This is a genomic window from Cyclonatronum sp., assembly GCF_022565315.1.
Lineage (GTDB): Bacteria > Bacteroidota > Rhodothermia > Balneolales > Cyclonatronaceae > Cyclonatronum.
The window spans coordinates 26,276-45,284 of the sequence record NZ_JAIUMX010000003.1 but is presented as its reverse complement, the minus strand read 5'-3'; the positions used below and the strand labels follow the sequence as shown (position 1 = coordinate 45,284).

Sequence of the window (19,009 nt, the reverse complement as noted above, 5' to 3'; positions counted from 1 at the left end):
TATGTTTACCGGAATAATTGAAGAAACAGGAAAGGTAATCTCCCTTGAACCACTCAAAGGCGGCCTCGAAATCACTATAGAGTCAGATCTTACTACCGCTTTGGAAATTGACGACAGCGTTTCCATTAACGGAGCCTGCCATACGGTTGTGTACACTTCTGGTAACCGTTTCACCGTGCAGTCAGTTGAAGAAACGCTTCGGAAAACTTCCGTCGGTGATCTGAAAAAAGGGGATATCGTAAACCTGGAAGACTCACTTACCATGCAGAAAAAGCTGGACGGCCACATCGTGCAGGGGCATGTTGATACTACAGGTACCATTAAGCAGATTGATGAGGAGGGTGCCAACTGGCTGATTACCGTCGGTTTCGATGCTTCATTTGCACACCTGCTTGTCCCCCGCGGCAGTATAGCTGTTGACGGCATCAGCCTCACCATTGCACGCCTCCAAACCGACCATTTCACCATTGCCATCATCCCTTACACCTGGGATAATACCAACCTGCATCAGCGCAAAACAGGCGACCGCGTAAACCTCGAGTTTGATATTCTTGGCAAATATGTGCTCCGCGCCCTCGAAACAGGCCATATAACCGCAGAAAAGTACATCAGGTAATACACCGAACCTACGCCTGTTAGATTTGGGCACCCATCAAAATGCTATTGAAACCGATTCCGTATGTATTTAAACAGCCCTGAAGAGCTCCGGGAAACACTTACCTATCACGACGAAGAACATGATCAGTTTTGGTTTGGAGAAGGGCAGATTTTTGAACTTTTTTTTGTGGCCGCAGATGAGGGGCCCTCAGCAGCGCAACTGAGTTATTATCTTAATTTTCAAAATAACTCCGTCGCGTTTATGGATAGAGTTAGAGAAAAAGTAATTGATGCCTGGGAACGCGAAAAAGGGAAAGCACCCGCCAGATTTTATGAGGAGCTGCCTATTGTAGATATAATTACCATCAATCCGGAAGGCAGTAATTCGGACATGGATATGGTGTTAAGTTTCCGTACATTCAAATTCCTTTTTTACAGCAGATGGACTACTTATGTTGCCCGATTTAAAGGCGACAGATTAACACTTCTACAAACGGCACGTTCCTTCGATGCAGAAGAAAACACAGCTTCAGGATATTAAATAAAATTAATATTATTCTCTCTACTAAGGTCATCCCGTAAAGTGATTTTACTGCAAACTATTGGTGCGCAGCCGCTATTACTATCTTTTTAACTCATCAGAATGTCGCTGAATAATTTGCTTACGTGCGGCGGTCATTTCGGAAAGCAACATCCCGAATACCGCAAAGCATTACTGCTTAATATGATTCTGCTGACTCTCATGCCGGTATCTGTCATGTTTATCGGCATCAATACTTTTGTGTTTGATTATATTGAAGTTGTAATTCTGCACAGCATTCTGTTGGTAATAAGCGGCGCTGCTTTTGTGTATGTACAAAAAACGCGTAAACTGAATACAGGCTCCTGGATTGTGGTCATTCTGATCCTTAGTGCACTGTTTTATTTTGTGCCTTACAACGAGTACGATCACTACGGACTGTACTGGATTTGCGTGTTCCCGCCGGTTGCCTATTTTCTGCTCGGCCGCACAAAGGGCCGGCTGTTGACGCTTATTTTGGCTGCCTACGTGCTTACCTATCTGCTCATGAATTATCAAACATGGGAACACCGCGTTTTTGGCTTTGAAGGAATTGTGAATATAGGAATTGCTTCTGTGTTGCTTGTAATACTGATTTCCTATTTTGAACTCTCCAGGGATGAAGCTACGCAGCACATGCTACGCGATCTTGAACTGCGTAAAAAAGCTGAAGAACAAGCTCTCGAAGCCCGGAAAATTGCGGAATCAGCGGATCGGGCCAAAACAGTTTTTCTGGCAAATATGAGTCATGAAATCCGTACACCAATCACATCCATAATGGGCTTTACCGAGCTGCTCCGATCCGCTGATACGGCTTCGCAACGCATGCAGTATATCAATCTGATTGAAAACTCGAGCCGCTCCCTGCTTGAAATTATCAATGATATTCTTGATCTATCAAAAATTGATGCCCATCGCATGGAGCTTGAGCTCCACGAAACAGAACTCGAAGATTTCCTCCGACAGGTCACCAATATTTTACTGTTACAGGCAAGAAAAAAGGGCCTGCTGTTTAAACTGACAGTCAGCCCCGGCTTTCCGCTGGTTTTTATGGCTGATTCTGTTCGCCTCAAACAGGTTCTCATCAATCTGATCGGAAATGCCATCAAGTTTACCGACAGCGGAACCGTACATTTTTATCTAAGCAACGGACACTCTTCAGGGACTGAACAGCAAAACGACAACGCTTTTTCAGCACGTTTTGAAGTTACCGATACCGGAATCGGAATCGCCGCGGAAAATCAGCGGAATATTTTTGATGAATTCCGGCGGGGTAAAGCAGAAGTAAACCGGCAGTACAGTGGTACCGGGCTCGGACTTTCTATTTCAGCTAAACTCGTAGCCATGATGGGAGGTGAAATAAAGCTTGAGAGTACCCCAAAGCAGGGCTCCCGTTTTTATTTTGAAATACCCCTCAGTCAGGCAGGGTCTCAGGTACACAGCGGCTATGATGCCCGTGAACTTAATCAGCAGCCGCTTATTGAAGAAAACAAGCTGAGCAGCCATATTCAGCCTCTTACATCTGCCGGCATACCCCTTATTGAAGCACCAAGAATTTTGGTTGCAGATGATGTACCCATAAACACCCATCTGCTCTCGCTGTTTATCTCCAAGCTCATTCCGGATGCTGAAATGATTGAAGCGAATGACGGGCAAACAGCCCTGCAAAAGTACAAAGAACAGCCTGCAAACCTGGTTTTTATGGACAATCAGATGCCCGTTATGAATGGCCCCGATGCAATCCGGGCTATTCGAAGTTATGAACTCAAGAACGGGCTGAAACCCGTTCCGATTATTACCCTCACAGCGGGCGGAGAAGATGAGGTTGCGCTTAGCAAAGAGGCTGGCAGTAACGATATGATGCAGAAACCCTTCACACTTGCTGAAATTTCCCGCATTCTGAAAACACACCTGAATACCGATAATATTTCGGCAGAGAACTGAAGACTCTTCCGACTCTTTTTTATCAGCCTGCACTAAAATCAAAAGGTCAGCTTCCTTTTTCGGAAAGCTGACCTTTTTTTATCGGCGAAAGCCGTATTTATTTAATGAGCGTCATTTTGCGCGTCAGTACGGTGTTGCCGGCCTGCAGGCGATAGATGTACACCCCGCTTGAAAGCTGCGCGCCGTCGAAACGGACGCTGTGCGTGCCCGCGGCCTGCGCTGCGTTCACCAGCGAAGCGACCCGCTGCCCCTGAATGTTGTACACATCGAGGCGCACATCAGAAGCTTCCGTAAGCTCATAGCGAATGAGCGTGCTCGGGTTGAAGGGGTTCGGGTAGTTTTGGAACAGGCTCAGCTGCGCAGGGAGATTGAGCTCCGGATTGGTGCTTGTGGTCACTTCATCACCCATAAAAGTGACGTTCAGCAGACGCCAGTTGCCCTCCCCGCTGTAGGCGTTGCCGCCCGTGCCCGGCGTACGTGCCCGGTGATAGGCCGTATTCGGCGGGAAGACTTCATCGGGCTCTTCCGGGTTGAAGGCTACCGGCGAGAAAACGGACACCAGACGGATTCCGAAATCAGGATTGTTGTTCACCCCCGGTACCGATGTGAGATTGAACTCAAAATCGTACACCTCATCATGCGGACTCAGCCCGCCGCCGTTGTTGGTGAGTACGTCCCAGTTTGCACCGCCGTCGGTGGTGTACTGAATCTCAGCCCAGCGGCTCATCGTACCCGACGAGCGGTGACCATAGCTGAACATGATGTTTTCAAAGCCCTCGGTGCTTACCATAAACTCAGCCCCGGCCGTACCGGAAGCTTCAAACTGTGCCGGGAAATCGGTGATGCGCCAGCCGTTACCGAGGGTTACCGAGTGCGTGCTCGTTCCGCCAATGAGTGAAGCCGAGCCGCTGCCCTGAACCGGATCAAGGGTGCCGTCGAAGGTCCACAGGGCCACTACGCCCGGCAGCACCGGGTCAGGATCTTCCGGCGCACCGGCTGAAAAGGTTACGTTCAGCAGGCGCCAGTTGCCGTCGCCGCTGTAAGCATTGCCGCCGGTTCCTTCGGTTCGCGCCCGATGGTAGGCCGTGTTGGCTGCAAATGTTTCATCAGGCTCTTCGGGATTGAAGGCTACCGGCGAGAAAACCGAAACAATGCGTACCCCGAAATTCGGGTTGTTGTTCACACCGGCCACATCGCTGAAATCAAATTCAAAATCATACACAACATCGTGCGGGCTTAGGCCGCCGCCGTTGTTGGCCAGCACGTTCCAGCTTCCGCCGCCATCGGTGGTGTACTGCACTTCTGCCCAGCGGCTCATCGTACCCGACGAGCGGTGCCCGAATGTGAGAAAAACATCTTCAAGCCCGACTGTGCTCACCATAAACTGCGCGCCGGCCGTTCCTGTGCCCTCGAACTGATCAGGGAAATTGGTAATCCGCCAGCCGGCGTTCAGGGTCGTTGAGTGGGTGCTTGTTCCGCCAATCAGCATGGCGCTGCCTTCCCCGAGGGAAGGTTCAAGGGTTTCATCGAAGGTCCACTGCGCGAAAATCTCCCCGTTTTCCTGCGCATGAACCGCAGAAAAAGAAAGGGTGAAAACCGCCAGCATCATTGCTGCACTTAGTAGGGTAAATCGCATGACTTGTATGGGTTGTATTGGGATGGAGTTAAATTCAAAAAGGATGACGCATTCCGGCGGGGCCGAAACCCGTCATCCTTAATTAAAGTGGTTTATTTGACCAGCATCATTTTTTTGACCTGACTGAAGCTGCCCGCTTCAATGCGGTACAGGTAGATGCCGCTTGAAAGGTGAGATGCATCGAAGGTCACGCTGTGCCGGCCGGCGGCCTGCATGCCGTTGATGAGCGTTGCTACCCGCTGACCCGAAATGTTGAATACCTCCAGCCGTACCTGCTGCGCTTCAGGCAGGGCAAATCGGATGATGGTCGTGGGGTTAAACGGGTTCGGATAATTCTGAGAAAGCTCCGTTTCCAGCGGGAGCTCTTCCCCCGGAACCGATACAAATAAGCGTGTGGTAAACAGCCAGCTTTCCGACCATTCACCGGAAATCGCTATTTCATCCGTTACCAGCACACCCCGGACGCGCCATGCGTAGATGGTGCCGCCTTCAAAGATGTCTTCATCGTTCAGGTCAATTTCAGTCGTATCGCTTGTGTAGGTGAAGGTGCCGTCCCGCTCATCGGTGTAGCTGAACTCAATTTCGTAGAAATCGGCGCCTTCAGCTGCAAGCCAGGTGAAGAATAAGTCGACGAGATCGGTGGCGCCGTTTTCCGGACTCACAAGCTCAGGTGCCGCGGGCGGTTCCGGAGCATCGGTGAGCTGCAGGAAGAGCGGACTCAGTCCGCCGTTCGGATTCACGGTTGTCGTGCCGCCCCAGATGCCATCCTCCCGGACGAGCAGCTCTATCAGCTCAGCGGTGAGCAGCTCGTGCGCAGTCAGCGCCTGAACGCCGCCGGGCAGGTTGTTGGGGATGAGGCTGCCGAAGAATCCGGCATTGCCTGATACCAGCTCATCGAAGAAGGCGGCGTAGCGGTCGTCGGTTATAGCGCCGGTTGCCTCTACAAACGATGCGGTGAGCGGGCGCCCGGCCGCTTCAGCGTTATCAAAGAAGAGCATCACGCTTTTGGCTTCGAAATCAGAAGCCGCAAAAACGCCGGTCGCTGCTGCTTCCTCAGTACCAAAGCCGATTACCTGAACCGCAGATGGCGCTGTGAGGAAAAAGAACAAATCCTCACCTCCGGCACCGTTGTTCAGAATGACCCGCATCTGCAGTTCGCCGTCCGGCGTGAAGCGCGCGTTGCCGCTCGGTTCGGTGACAAACCAGCCGGTGAAGCTGCCCTCGGAATCGGTGGTGAACTCGGAGTGCCGTACGTCGAGATCCGTCGGACGAAAACGCGGGGCGTTGGTCGTGCGGATAAAATCATTTCCGTCGGTTTTCACGAAGACGGCGTTTCCGGCACCGCTGCTCTCCGGGCCGTCCTCCGCATTTACCACGCGGTTGCCATAGCGGTAGGTCGCCTCCGGCGTGAGGCCCTCAAGGGTGATGCGGTACACAAACGGGATACGGTTGAGGTTGTCGCCGTTTTCATCCTGCTCGCCCTGCATGAACTGCGGCATCACCACTTCGGTGACCTGAACCACCTGCACGGGCGCACTCACCGCCGTTTGCAGGCCTTCTGCGGCTGCCTGCAGGGTGATGGCTCCGAAACCGGTAAAGCTTACATCCTCAAAAAACGCAATACCTTCTGTGGCGCTCAGGCTCAGGGTTCCTTCGAGGCTTCCGCTGCCTTCGGCAATGCTGAGGGTAATTTCACCGCTGTAATCGGTATCGGTGAAACCGCTCTCCGTGAGGGCGCGGATTACCAGCGGACGTGCCGTGAGGCCCGTTTGTGCTGTTGGTGCAATCTGCGTAAATGCAAGCGCAACAGCCTGTTCAGGCAGTTCGGCCTCGTTGCCTTCAAGCGCGATATTGTTGAAGGTCACCCGGTCGCCGTTATCCGCGCTCATGTCATCCCCGATAAAGCGCATCCGGATTTTGAAGTCCGGATTATTGGTGATGGCTTCTATGCCGGCAAAATCGACCAGCACCAGCTGATAGCTCCCGCTGATAGCAAACTCGGTTTGCGGCATGCCTTCGGTCGTCCACTCCGGCTCACCGGCGCTCACGGAGTAGTCAAACACCAGTGCCTGAGCGGCGCCTTCGTCAAGCACCGCCAGGGAAAGCAGTACGTCTTCGAAGCCGAGGGTCGGGAGTTCGAAAATGACCGTGTTCTCGCGGCCGTTATCAGCAAAGGGCTGCTTCACCTGAATGGCGCGCATCACGCTGTTTTCAAAGGGGATGCCGCTGTTGCCTTCCGGGCGATAGTTGACCGGCGTAGGCGCGTTGCGGCGCTCCAGGGAAGCAAGCCGCCAGTTCGGGTGTGATGAATCAAACGGATAGCCTTCCAGGGCTGACTCATAGGCAAGGCGTCCTCCACCCGGCGCAGAAAAGGTCGGGGCGATTTCGGTCAGCGGGGTATTGTTGGGCAGATCATTTCCAAAGAAGAAAAAGTAGGCCAGGGCTTCACGGCTGTCCGGTTCAAAAACAGCGGTGAGGCTTGTATTGGCAGCGGGCATCTCATACACAAATTCCGGCGCGGTACTGAGCACACTGCTGCCGTCGGTCCACTCCACAAAGCTGAAACCGGCATTCGCCTGCGCGCTTACCGTAACGGACTCACCAGCCTGATAGCTGCCTGCCCCGCTCAGAACGCCCGCACCCGCAGGCTCTGAACTCAGGCTGAGGGTGTAGAGCACCGGATCGAGCACGGTAACTTCAACCGAGTAAACCGAGGTGCTGTTGTCCTCGGCGGTAACGGTGTAGCTTACGGGGGCACTGAAGTTCTGAGGCACGCCCGAGGCGGGATCGACGCTTACGCCAGTGATTTCGATTTCGGGCGTGAGGTTGCTCACATCCGTGCCGAAGGGCACGCTCGCGGTGATGAGCAGATTGGCCTCATCGATGGCGGCGGCAAGCGGCGGATCAAAATCCGTAAAGACAAATGAGGTGATGCTTTTCGCGCTGTCCACAAACAAACGGGCGAGCGCAAACTCTCCGAATTCGCTGATATTGAAGCTGCTGATGATGCTTCCTCCGGCGGCCGTACCGCCGTAGTTCTGCCAGGCTTCGCCAACGGTTCCGGCGATTTGCAGCTCCTCAGCCGGAAATGCGAACTCACTTTCGTTGTAGGTGAGGGTGAGAGAAGCCGAAAGCAGCTCATTGTCCCCCTCCCGGAAAATGACGTAGTGATGCCCTTCAACGAGTTCACTCAGGTTGGCAGGCAGCTCAAACCCGGGACCGGTTTCGGCAACGGCACGTACGCCGTAGAGGTTTTCGGCATCGTCGCTGTGGGCCAGGGTGAGCTGCACGGGGCGGAACACGCCGCCTGCTCCGACGGGGAAATCGAGGGTTGCGGCCCCAGCCGTTTCGGTTTCGCGCACCAGCAGTCCGTTCACGTAGCGCTCAGCGGAGGCGCCGGTGATACCGGCATCGCCCTCCACAAAAAGGGCCGCGTTGGTGCCGGTAGAAATCAGGCCTGCGGTAAAAATAAGCTCATCCCTGACCAGCGGATTGCCGGCTTCAATCGTGAGTCCGGCGGCGTTATCAAGATTGAGCACGTCGGTGCGCAGCCCGATGTTTTCGCTCAGCAGCTGCGGTTCCGTTCCGTTGAAGTGCAGTGCTTCGAAGGTATCGATACTGCCGCTGAAACCTTCTTCAACAATAAAATCACCGCCCACAAACAGTTCGTTGTCGTAAAAGCGAAGGCGTCCCGCAGCGCCGCTTTCAACGATGAAATCGCCTTTGATGGTGAAACTATCGGTTGAGCCGTCGCGAAACCGGAACTCGCCCCCGGTATTGGGCACGCGGATGAGCAGATTGTTGAGCGCGGCCGTGATGTTGGTGTTGGCACCCTCCCGCACATTGAAATTGTTGCCCGCTCCGGCCCCGTTCACGATACCCGCTTCGGTACCGGCAAGGATGAAGGTTCCTGTGAAATTGTAGGAGGCCTCGCTTCCGGCGATATTCAGAGAATTACCGGCATAAAAAACGGCGCCGTTATCTGCAAAGGAGGCACCGGCACCGATTGAAAAGTTCATCTGATTGTCAGACGAAAACATGCTTGAAGGCATAACCTGAACCGAGCCCGCAGTTTTGATGAAGTCCAGATTCCAGGAGCGCAGCACGTTTCCGTTAGTCGCAATAAACTGATCCGCGCCGCCGGCAAAACGAATGGTGTACTCAGCTGCACCGCGGGCATCGGGCATATTGACCGTGCCGCTGAGGCTGAGGTTGCCGGTAACCGTAACGGTGCCGTTCCCGCTAAAGACGGGATCAATATCGGAAAGCGTAAGGCTGGGATAGCTGAAATAGGGGATGAGGGTGGCATCATCCGTAAAAATTACTTGGGCTGAAGGCGCAAAATCACCGAACACGGGATAGTTCGGGTTGGTGAACTGTATGATTGCCAGCTCTGCAAGGTCGAGGGTTGCATCAATTTCGCCGTTTACAAAAAGGATGACGGGCTCCGTGCCACTGCCTACTACCAGCCGCGAACCGAGGCCTGAGATAGAAAGGACCTCATCAATGCTTGCGGCTGCCCGGTTTTGAATGGTGAAGGTCGCGTTATCGAGGGCAAATGACGAGGGCGCAGTTCCGCTGCCGTCGGGCTCCGAGCCCCAGCTGCTCAGCTCGGTCAGCTCGCCTTCGGGCTTGCTGAAATAGTCGAGCGGCACAGCCAGCGAGAGGCCTTCAAGCGTCAGGTTATCGATGCGGTGATTTCCGGCGGTTCCGCCGCTGCCTTGCTCAAAGGTGATGCGGACACCGAAATCGGGGTTATCCGCTGCGCCTTCAATCCCCGAAAAGTCAAAAGAAAAGAGAATCGGCGCGCCGTTCGGGATGCTGATGGTGTCGAAAAGGGTGTAGTTTTCCCCGTCGAGGGTGTAGCTGACGAGCTGGAACTCTCCGCCTTGACCGCTGCGCCGGGCTTCGTACAGCAGCAGCGGGTCTTCAAAACCCGTCGTGGGCAGCGGGATAAAAAGCGTAGCGCCAAGCGGATTATTTACGCGCAGGTGCCGGTCGGCCGGATCGCCAAAACGGGCGTTTTCACCGGTGAAATCGTTGCCGCCGCCGTCCTCAATTTCGGCTGAGCCGGTGAGCTCTGTCGTGATCAGCTGCCCGCTCAGCAGCGAAAAGCTGCTGTTCAGCAGGTTAGGCACATCGTTAAAATTCCAATAGTGGATGAGTACCTGCTCGTCATCGGCTGCCGTGGCGGCCGTTGCAAAATCAGTATTGCCCGGAAATAACGACAGGCCAAGGCCTGCAATTAAAACGGTCAGCAGCTTACAGGTTCGTAACAGTCGTTTCTTCATAATCTGGTATTCCTCAAAAGGTTGCAGGTGTCTGTTTTTTCGTGCTGACGGATGCAATTCAAATACAGGCATTAGAATTTAATGAAATTATGTTGGATTCGCAGACAACTTAGCAATTTAATATTAAGCTGATGTTACGCATGCCCTTTTAGGTTCAGCCCATCCGGGAAATTGTTCCGGGTGCCTGCATTTTCCTGTGTTGGTAATATGCTGGTAATATTATTTCCGGATTTTATGCCCTTATTAAAGCTGTCCAACGCAGCTATGCCTCCGCCATTTCTATCCACAAACCAGCTACATCGGTTTTTATGAAACAATGCTCTGCTTCAACCCGCCCCCTTTTTGTGCTGCTGTTCTCTCTGATGCTGCTTGCAGCCTGTGCCGAAAAACTGGTTGATCCGCACACGAGTAACAATACACAGCAACCTGAGCCTGAGCCTCTCCCCGCCGATGCAAGCCTGTACCTCTTCTGGGTTTTTGACGGTCGGGTGCCCAACAATGTGGAGCTTGAGCGCATTGACGCCACTTTCGATCCCGGGGAAACCGGCGCGCATATTTTCTTTAAGTCAGGGCTTCCCAATTACCCGAACACCGGTCGCCTCGGTTCTATGGAGCGGCGCAACTCCCCCACCGACATCAACTACCTGCCTGAAGGCAACAACAATCTCGCTTTTGAAGAAGCCGACGTTCGGGGCGTTCAGATCCGGCAGCCCTTCCGCGGAGCCAACGGCGAGCACGAGCTGTATTTCCATATCCCCATGACCGGTGCCTCGGCTCCGGTGCTCAGCTTTGCGATGATGGATGAAGGCGCCGCCGACGGCATTCAGATCGACTACTCGGTCACCAGCGGATTTCAGCTGTGGACACAAAACGGGATGGAGCAGTCGCAGACCGTCCGCAACCTCATCACCGGAACTTACAGCCGCATCGTTGCGGATTTCTCCGGCGTTGAAGCCGCCGCCAACAACCCCGATTTTATCGTACGCGTGCGTTTTTTGTATGATGACGGCTTTGCCAGCAGCGGCGACCGGGTGACCTTCAATAACGTAGCGGTTTTCGCCGTTGTTGGGGAGTAAGAAACTTACGGGATGCTCTCCGGCTCACTTCACGAGAAGCATCCGCCTGCTCAGGCTTGTTTCCGCGGTTTGCAGCCGGTAAAGGTAGATGCCGCTGGCCAAAGCTGAGCCGTCGAAGCGCACGTTGTTCAGCCCGCTCTCTGCAAAACCATCATAAAGGGTCGCGACCTTTGCCCCCAGCATGTTGTACACTTCCAGCCGCACCGCTGCGGGTTCCGGCAGAACAAAGGAAATAGTTGTTACCGGGTTGAAGGGATTTGGGTAATTCTGGTTCAGCGCAATCTGCTGCGGCAGCGATACCGGTAAAGTTGTAGCCGGTTCCCGCTCCAGAATCACTTCATAAACAGAAGAGGAAGCCGAGGTAAATTGCGTGCGGTTTTGGGTAAAAGGGTTACGCTCCGGGGTGTTTATACCGCCGATGATGTAGCCCAGCCGCAGCGAATGTTCCGATGCCGTTTCGCTGAGCAAAAACACGCCCGTTTCGGTTTGCGGAAGACCGCCTGCCGGAATAAACTCTGCGTTGGTACCTTTCAGGTCGGGCATGCGCTCCGGCATCACAAACTCTGCAAAACTGCCGTCGGTGTAGCGGGTAAAGCGGCTGATGGTATTTACAAACGGCACCCGGTTATCCTGAATGAGCGTACCGTTTTCATAGTAATACTGCGCAAGGCCCCCGAAGAAAATCATGTGCAGCTCACCTTCCGCATCGAGCAGGGAAAGTTTGGGGCTGTGGTAGTGGCTCAGCAGCTGCTCTGTGCCCTCATGCGGAAAGAAACCCGCCTCATCAATTTCCACCGGGTACAAATAGGGCAGCAGCGCATCCTGACGGAAAACACCAGCTGACACCAGGTAGCCTGCACGGCCGTCGGTGAACTGATAGGGCAGCAGGTTGAAATCACGGCGGCGCAGGTGCTGCTCATCTGTGATTTTCGAATGGCTCACCAGCACGGGTGCGGGGCCGCTGTTGTCAATTTCAAAAAACTGCATGTGCGGCTGATACACCTGCACATAGGTTGGATTACCCATCGGGTTATACCTTCCGGTAAAGGTGTTGCCGCCCACCAAAAGCAGCTGCCCGTTAAGGCTCCCCATTTGTCCGCCGGTATTGGCGAAGCGCTCGTCTTCCAGCTGACGAACAGCCGCCGGATCCGCAAAACCCGCCTTCACCCCGGCAATCAGCTGCGAGACCTGAATGGTTGTGAGGTACGGAAAAGTGATGTGATTATCTGCCGAGGGCGCGTAGGCGTAGCCGCCCATAACATACAGCGTATCGGCGAGCTGAAAAAAAATCATGTTGGTTGACTGCAGCTGCTCCCGCTGCGATACCGGCAGGCCGCTCAGCGGGGCGGTCCATACCAGGCCCTGTGCGGGATTGACCACTATCAGCTGCTGATTGTTCGATGCCAGCGGGAATGCAGCAAACGGCTGCCGGGCGTGCAGCCCGTCGATACGTCCGCCCACAATCAGGATGTCATCACCCGATACGGCAAAAGCGTAGGAATGAATGGGCGGCATTTCGGGCACTTCAACCGGCTGCAGCGAAATGCGGAAGGGGAAATCCTCTGCTTCCCCGATGACCTGAGCTTCAGCCGCCGGCTGCAACAAAAGCGGCAGAAGAAAAGCGGTAATGAAAACGCACGCACGCAAACAGCCAAACCATACACTCTTAAAATTTCTCATTTTACTCCCCTTTTTTATGAATCGGAATCGGTATCAAAAACAGATCTTATCTGACAGGCAGCTTCAGTTCCGGATTTGAGCTGAGGTTACCCATTAACTGACACCAGATAATATAATACCAGACTTATATTTTTGACGCGCAACCCGACCAAGGGTTCCTTCCGTTATTGCAAAAATAAAGGGGATTTCAGCCCGGGTTTCGCGTGTGTTTTTTGATTTCCGGCAGAATGACCTCCCCGATGGTGTCGATATTCCGCATCATGCGGCTGAAGGGGACGCCGCCGAAATCCATCTGCCCGATGTAGCGTTGGTTGCCGAAGGTTTCGGTCTGGTAGAGGATTTTATCAATCACCTCCTGCGGACTCCCGACGCACATTACGTTTTGCGGGTGACCGCCCTGCATGAAGGCCGATTCGTGGAAGCCGCGGCCGTTGGTGAGCTTCATGCCTTCGTTGATGTGCGGGTGCATTTCCCGCAGGGCCTGCTGCGTAGTCGGGGCGGTATGGAAGAAGCCGGTGGTGCCCACAGGCAGCTGCGCCGGATCGTGACCCGCGCGCCGGGCGGCCTCCCGGTAGAGGTCGATGGTGCGCTTAAAGGCGCTCACGGGTCCGCCGAGCATGGCGAGCATCATCGGCACGCCGGCCATGCCGGCTTTCACGGCGCTTGCGGGCGTGCCGCCAACGGCGCGCCATACGGGCAGGCTTCCGTTTTTGGGGCGTGGCAGAATCACGGCGTCTTCGAGCGGGGCTCGGTAGGTGCCCTGCCAGTTTACCGGAGTTTCGCCGGCCTCGTTGATGCGAAGTAGCAGCTCAAACTTTTCCTCGAACAGGGCTTCGTAATCGATCAGGTCGAAGCCGAGCAGTCCGAAATTGCCGACCCGTGAGGCCCGCCCGGCAATGATTTCCGCGCGGCCGTCGGAGAGAAGGTCGATGGTCGCAAAATCTTCGAAAACCCGCACCGGATCGAGCGTGCTCAGAATGGTAGAAGAGCTCGAAACCTTGATTTTCTCCGTAGCCTGCGCAATGGCCGAAAGCACAACCGAGTGTGCCTGCGTGGTGAAATACGCCTGATGACTTTCCCCTACACTGAAAAATTCAATGCCCGCCTGCTCTGCAAGCCGGGCAAGTTCGATGATTTCCTTCAGCCGCTGCTGCGCCGGAATGCGCCTGCCGCTTGCGGGATCGGGCAGATGATCGCCCAGGGTGTACAAACCAAATTCAAGGCCGTTGGCCGGATTGATGCGAAATTTTTCCATAAAAAATTGAGACGTTTGATGAACAGCGTAATCGGGGGAGGAACCCTCCCCAGGCAAATTAATTGTTTAAACAACAAATTGCCTGAAGAAAATTTCACCGATTCAAAATTCCGCACTGGCGGCAGGCTGCCTGTTTCTGATTTTGGCAAATAAATAGCGGGATGGAGCGCCTCCCCCAAAAAAAGCAAGGGATTTTCCGTAGGTTTGGGGGCTTTCGGGTTGGCGCGGCAGACCGTGATGCGCACGGGGTTTCACCCAAAAAAACAGGCGGGAACAAACTTTTGCGCATTAAATTATAAAAAACGCCACCCTGATTTTTCATACCCTGCTAAATCGAACAGCAGCTTTCTTTTTTATCCAAATTTTTGTGTCGCGATGTTTATCCGTCAGCTTTTCCTGCCCGCTCTCCTCCTTCTTTTGGTTTGCCTTTCGCCGCATGTGGCTTCTGCCCAGATCTACGAAAACGTGCACCGTCCGGCGCTTGAACTCAAACAGCTCGACACCCCGCACTTCCGCGTCATTTTCCCGGCCGGGGAGGAGTCTGCGGCTTTCCGCACGGCACGGATTCTGGAGGATCAGTATCCGATTATCCGCTCGCTTGTGGGCGGCGAGCTGCGGCGCTTCCCCGTGGTGCTGAACGCGCACAACGACCTTTCCAACGGCTACGTAACGCCCCTGCACTTCCGCACCGAAATTGAAATTCCGGCTATTAAGGGTCCGGCGCTGAACCCCCGCACCGGCGGCTGGCTCGAAAATGTGGCCCCGCACGAGCTCGTGCACGCCCTGCATTTTTCAAATATCCCCCAAAACAGCCTGCCGCATTTTGTTTATACCTTCTGGCCCGACATGGGCCGGGCCATACACGGTGCGGCGCCTTTTGGCATGATTGAGGGCATCGCGGTTTTCCACGAGAGCAACATTGTGTACGGCAGCGGCGGCCGGGGCAACTACAGCCTGTTCCGCGATCAGACCCGCGCCGTGCTCTCGGGTCCGCAGCCGTGGTCGCTGGCGCAGCACCTCAACCCGGCCTTTTACAGCTTGCCCGGCAACCGGCACTATACGGCGGGTTTCGAATTTATCAGCTGGCTGCAGTACACCTACGGCATGGAAACCACCCGCCGCAGCATCGAATACTTCGTGCGCTACCCCTTTTTGGGCTACGGCATGGCGCTGCGGCACGCAACCGGGCTTGCGCCCCGGCGGCTCTACGCGGCCTACCTCGAAGAAACCCGCGCCGAAATTGCCGAAAGCGCGCAGCCGGCTGAGGTAACCGCGGCCGATACCCTGCCCAAAACCGCCGAAGAGGTGCACATTGGCCGGGCCGTTTGGCTCGATAACGAGCGCATCCTGTTCGCGCAGGGCACGCAGTACAACAGCCGGCCCGGTTTTTATGTAACCGACGTTTCGGGGCGCGCACCCGAGCTGCTGCTCGAAACCCGGCAGGTGGGCGACTTCCGCTTTTCGCTCTCGCCCGACCGCCGGCAGCTGCTATACAGCCGCTACCACAGCCACCCCTGGTTCGAAAACACCGCCCTGATGGATGTGCACGCGCTCGACCTCGAAACGCGCCGGCACACCCGCCTCACCGAAGGGGCACGGCTCCACGCACCCGCGCAGCAGGCCGGCAGCGGCCGTTTTTTTTCGGGGGATGTGTTTCCGGGTTTTACCGCGCTCCGTACCGAATCTGAAACGCAGCAGCTGGTGCGCGTTTCCGAAGGGGGAGCCGTAACGGAGCTGCTGAGCCTGAAGCCCGACACCTGGGTGCAGGCCGAGCCTTCGCCCGTGCAGCCCGGCAGCTGGGCCGTAATCGCCAACCGGAACGGCATTCAGGCCCTGTGGCTGGTGGAGGGCGACGACTTCGAAGCAGCCCTCAGCCGCAACCCGGATGTCGGCTTTCGCCAGGGCGTGGTGCTCGATGCCGCCTGGGCCCCCGACGGCCAATCGGTGCTGCTCAGCGGCTGGATGCGCGGCACGGAACCCGCTCAGGTGTACCGCTATTTTCCCGCAGCGGGCGAACTGCAGCAGCTCACGAGCGAGCCCTTCGGCGCTACCACACCCGACCTACGGCCCGATGGCGGGGCCCTGCTCTACATCGCGCAGGAAGGCAGCAACCGGGTGATGCGCGTACTCGATGCAGCCGATTTCGGCAGCCGGAGCTTTCAGCCGGTCGATTTCCAGCCCGAGCTGCGCGAGCGCTTTGCTGCCTCGCGCCTCTCCGACTACCGCGAAGACGAGCTCGGAGACTGGTCGCTCAGCGCGTACCGCACCGGCTTCAGCTGGCTGCGGCCGCGGGGAGTAGTTCCGGTGCTCGAGCTCGCGGAACAGCAGCGCGAATCCCGCTTTGGCGTGCTGATGTCGGGCGGCGATGTGCTGCGCCGGCACTCCTGGCAGGCGGAAGTGACCGTAACAGACAGCCGGCTCTGGACCGAGATGTTCTACCGCAACACCACCTTTTACCCCGGCTGGCAGCTCGAGGCCTTCTACCGGCCGCGTTTTACCAGCATCGGCCTGTACGAGGAGCGCGGGGGCGAGCTCTCCCTGCCCTTCTTCGGCCGCATCGATCACCGCTCCCGCAACAGCTTCTGGCAGTTCAGGCCAGGCATCGCCGCACGGGAAATCCGCTATGCGGACAATCTGTTTCTGCTGCCCGATGCCCCGGGCTTTGACAGCTGGTTCACGGATATTTCCCTCAAAGGCTTTGCCGCCCTGTACTGGCGCTGGCAGCAGAACATCCGCGACATCATGCCGAACACCGGCACGGTGCTGTTTGTGCAGGGCGAGCGCTACGTTTATTCTGACCGCGATGAAGGCGTGGAAGGCCTGCGCTTTGGGCTGAATCAGTACCTGAGCCCCTGGATGAGCCGCAATCACGGGCTGCTGCTCGGCGCCGAAGGCCTCACCCAAACCCGCACCCGGCTCTACGGCACCTCCGGCCTGGTGTACGACGGCTACGAAACCAACATCCTGGCCGGGGTACGCAACGCAGCCGTGCTGCGCGCCCGCTACGTACTGCCCCTGCGCTACATCGACGACGGCTTCATCTCGGTACCCTTTTTCGCCGACCGCGTTTACCTGGCGCTGCAGGCCAATTACATCCTCGATTTGGATGAAACCGGCGGCGCGCCCCTCTCAACCGCGGGCCGCGCGGTGTACGGACTCGAACTCCGCAGCAGCTTCCGCATCTACAACCTGCCGATTGACCTCGGCATCGGCCTCGGCTGGGAGCCCACCCGCGGCAAGCTGCACGTATTCGGGAACACACGGTGATGATGATTAGGGGACTCAAGCGTGCTGTTTTTTACTCAGCTTTTTTCCAACAAAGCTGCATCCCGCCAAAAACCCGCGAACCCCGGTTCGCCCGGTTCGTCTTAGTTCCTGAATTTTCCGCAACCATCCGAAACCATTCCGGTCCGGCCATGACGACACCCGTACCCGAAAACAACACGTGCAAAATGCTACATCCAAATTCCGGCTTCAATCAGCGAGTCCTGAACCCGAAATCTCTTCCTTTGAGCTTCATCCGCGCATTTGAATCCCTGCCGCGGATCGTTTCCTGGTTCGCCGTGTTAATGGCCTTCATCGCATGTCAGGCCATCAGCCCCATCCTCACAGCCGCGCAGCCGCAGCACGGCTGGGTCACGAATCCGGTTGAGGCACCGGGCGTGGTGTACGGCACCTTCTTCAGTGAAGCTGCGGGGCAGGCAGTAAGCTACCATGTGCTGCTGCCGCCCGGCTGGGATGAAAGCGCGAACCTGAGCCGGAGCTATCCCGCCGTGTACTACCTGCACGGCAGCGGGGCCCCGACCACAACGGGCATCCCCATTGTTTCGCAAATGTTCCGCAACGCCATGCTTTCCGGCGAAATGCCCGAAGCCCTGGTCGTTTTTCCCAACGGACTGCCCGAAGGCATGTATGTGGATGCCAAAGACGGCTCACAGCCCGCCGAAACCATCATCATTCAGGAGCTCATTCCGCACATCGAGGCCGCCTACCGCGCCATCCCCGACCGGCAGGCGCGCATCGCAGAGGGCTGGAGCATGGGCGGCTACGGGGCGGGCCGCTTCGCCTTCAAATTCCCGGATCTCTTCGCGGCAGGCTCCATGCTCGGCGCCGGACCGCTTCAGCTCGATCTGCTTGCCGACGGGCCCGGCCTTGTGCCCTTTCCCGTGAGGCTCCGCATCTTCAACGAAGTTTTTGGCGGCGATCAGGAGTACTTCGAGGCACAAAGTCCGTGGCGGCTCGCCGAACAGTACGCGTCCGCCCCCGCATACCCCGTGCGGCTGCGGATTGCCCTGGGCGATGCCGACTTCGTTTTCCCCGCCAACGAAGCTTTCCATGCGCACCTCCTCACCCTCGGCATAGCCCACGAGTGGCACGTCTTTGAAGGGCTTGCGCATCAGGCACCGGCCGTGCTCAGCGCGCTTCAGCAGGCAGGCGGCTGGGCTTTTTACCAGGAAATTTTCGGGGATGCAGTATCGGCCGGGCCCGCCGCGCCGGAGCAGCCCGCACAGCTGATGCTGCTGCAAAATTACCCCAACCCCTTCAACAACCGCACCGTGATCCGCTTTGAGCTTGCGGAGTCAGCAGAAATTACCCTGAGCCTGCACGACCTTCAGGGCCGCCAAATCGGCGTCCTCACCGAAGGCGCCCGCGCCGCCGGCGCGCATCAGCACGCCCTCGATGCAAGCGGCTTCGGCCTGCCGAGTGGCGTGTACCTGCTGCAGCTCCGGGCCGGTCAGCTAACGGACAGCCTCCGCATCACCCTGCTCAAATAAACCCGGACGGGAATGCCGCTCAGACCCCAAAACCGGGCAGCGCTGCAAAAGCGTCCAACCCGGGTTGCTCCGCCTTAGCCCGCATCCTGAGATATTCCTGTCTCCGTTTTTTTTGGGGGGGGAAACTCCGTGCGCATCACGGTCTTTCGTGCCTGTGAACGATCCCAAGCCTGCGGATAATCCCGGGGTTTGGGGG

The 19,009-nt window shown here is 56.2% G+C and carries 10 protein-coding genes; 6 read left to right on the top strand and 4 right to left on the bottom strand.

From position 1 onward, the window contains the following. The first annotated feature begins 1 nt into the window (after position 1). From LAT75_RS01275 to LAT75_RS01265, 3 genes are all read left to right on the top strand, one after another. Positions 2-616 carry a riboflavin synthase gene (locus LAT75_RS01275; RefSeq protein WP_291480802.1) on the top strand — a complete coding sequence of 205 codons (615 nt, stop codon included), beginning with the start codon at positions 2-4 and terminating at the stop codon, positions 614-616. Positions 617-679: 63 nt separating this feature from the next. Next, complete coding sequence (locus LAT75_RS01270; RefSeq protein ID WP_291480801.1) at positions 680-1,138, top strand: hypothetical protein; 459 nt, start codon at positions 680-682, stop codon at positions 1,136-1,138. A gap of 102 nt (positions 1,139-1,240) precedes the next feature. Further along, positions 1,241-3,100: an ATP-binding protein gene (locus tag LAT75_RS01265; RefSeq protein ID WP_363320497.1), complete on the top strand. Its 1,860-nt coding sequence runs from the start codon at positions 1,241-1,243 to the stop codon at positions 3,098-3,100. A 97-nt stretch (positions 3,101-3,197) separates the two neighbouring features. On the opposite strand, the gene LAT75_RS01260 is transcribed toward LAT75_RS01265, so the two are convergent. Then, positions 3,198-4,736, bottom strand: a complete 1,539-nt coding sequence (locus LAT75_RS01260; protein ID WP_291480799.1) for a T9SS type A sorting domain-containing protein — start codon at positions 4,734-4,736, stop codon at positions 3,198-3,200. A 92-nt stretch (positions 4,737-4,828) separates the two neighbouring features. Continuing rightward, the gene (locus LAT75_RS01255; RefSeq protein WP_291480798.1) at positions 4,829-10,027 is read right to left on the bottom strand and encodes a T9SS type A sorting domain-containing protein; all 5,199 of its coding nucleotides are present in this window, start codon (positions 10,025-10,027) and stop codon (positions 4,829-4,831) included. Between the two features lie 308 nt (positions 10,028-10,335). Here LAT75_RS01255 and LAT75_RS01250 point away from each other — a divergent pair, with 308 nt between their 5' ends. Next, on the top strand, positions 10,336-11,103 hold the full coding sequence (locus tag LAT75_RS01250) for a hypothetical protein (protein ID WP_291480797.1): 768 nt from the start codon (positions 10,336-10,338) through the stop codon (positions 11,101-11,103). A 24-nt stretch (positions 11,104-11,127) separates the two neighbouring features. On the opposite strand, the gene LAT75_RS01245 is transcribed toward LAT75_RS01250, so the two are convergent. Both LAT75_RS01245 and LAT75_RS01240 read right to left on the bottom strand, forming a co-directional pair. Next, positions 11,128-12,708 (bottom strand): T9SS type A sorting domain-containing protein, encoded by a 1,581-nt coding sequence (locus LAT75_RS01245; protein WP_291480796.1) that lies wholly within the window; start codon positions 12,706-12,708, stop codon positions 11,128-11,130. Between the two features lie 262 nt (positions 12,709-12,970). Further along, on the bottom strand, positions 12,971-14,038 hold the full coding sequence (locus LAT75_RS01240) for an LLM class flavin-dependent oxidoreductase (protein WP_291480795.1): 1,068 nt from the start codon (positions 14,036-14,038) through the stop codon (positions 12,971-12,973). A 375-nt stretch (positions 14,039-14,413) separates the two neighbouring features. Between LAT75_RS01240 and LAT75_RS01235 the strand changes: the two genes are divergently transcribed. After that, the gene (locus tag LAT75_RS01235; protein ID WP_291480794.1) at positions 14,414-17,305 is read left to right on the top strand and encodes a hypothetical protein; all 2,892 of its coding nucleotides are present in this window, start codon (positions 14,414-14,416) and stop codon (positions 17,303-17,305) included. 185 nt (positions 17,306-17,490) lie between these two features. After that, positions 17,491-18,813: an alpha/beta hydrolase-fold protein gene (locus LAT75_RS01230; protein ID WP_291480793.1), complete on the top strand. Its 1,323-nt coding sequence runs from the start codon at positions 17,491-17,493 to the stop codon at positions 18,811-18,813. Positions 18,814-19,009 lie beyond the last annotated feature (196 nt).

Excerpts from the sequence above, each read along its gene's own strand:
- LAT75_RS01275 (WP_291480802.1), top strand. The coding sequence starts at position 2 with ATGTTTACCGGAATAATTGAAGAAACAGGAAAGGTAATCTCCCTTGAA.
- LAT75_RS01270 (WP_291480801.1), top strand. The coding sequence starts at position 680 with ATGTATTTAAACAGCCCTGAAGAGCTCCGGGAAACACTTACCTATCAC.
- LAT75_RS01265 (WP_363320497.1), top strand. The coding sequence starts at position 1,241 with ATGTCGCTGAATAATTTGCTTACGTGCGGCGGTCATTTCGGAAAGCAA.
- LAT75_RS01260 (WP_291480799.1), bottom strand. The coding sequence starts at position 4,736 with ATGCGATTTACCCTACTAAGTGCAGCAATGATGCTGGCGGTTTTCACC.
- LAT75_RS01255 (WP_291480798.1), bottom strand. The coding sequence starts at position 10,027 with ATGAAGAAACGACTGTTACGAACCTGTAAGCTGCTGACCGTTTTAATT.
- LAT75_RS01250 (WP_291480797.1), top strand. The coding sequence starts at position 10,336 with ATGAAACAATGCTCTGCTTCAACCCGCCCCCTTTTTGTGCTGCTGTTC.
- LAT75_RS01240 (WP_291480795.1), bottom strand. The coding sequence starts at position 14,038 with ATGGAAAAATTTCGCATCAATCCGGCCAACGGCCTTGAATTTGGTTTG.
- LAT75_RS01235 (WP_291480794.1), top strand. The coding sequence starts at position 14,414 with ATGTTTATCCGTCAGCTTTTCCTGCCCGCTCTCCTCCTTCTTTTGGTT.
- LAT75_RS01230 (WP_291480793.1), top strand. The coding sequence starts at position 17,491 with ATGCTACATCCAAATTCCGGCTTCAATCAGCGAGTCCTGAACCCGAAA.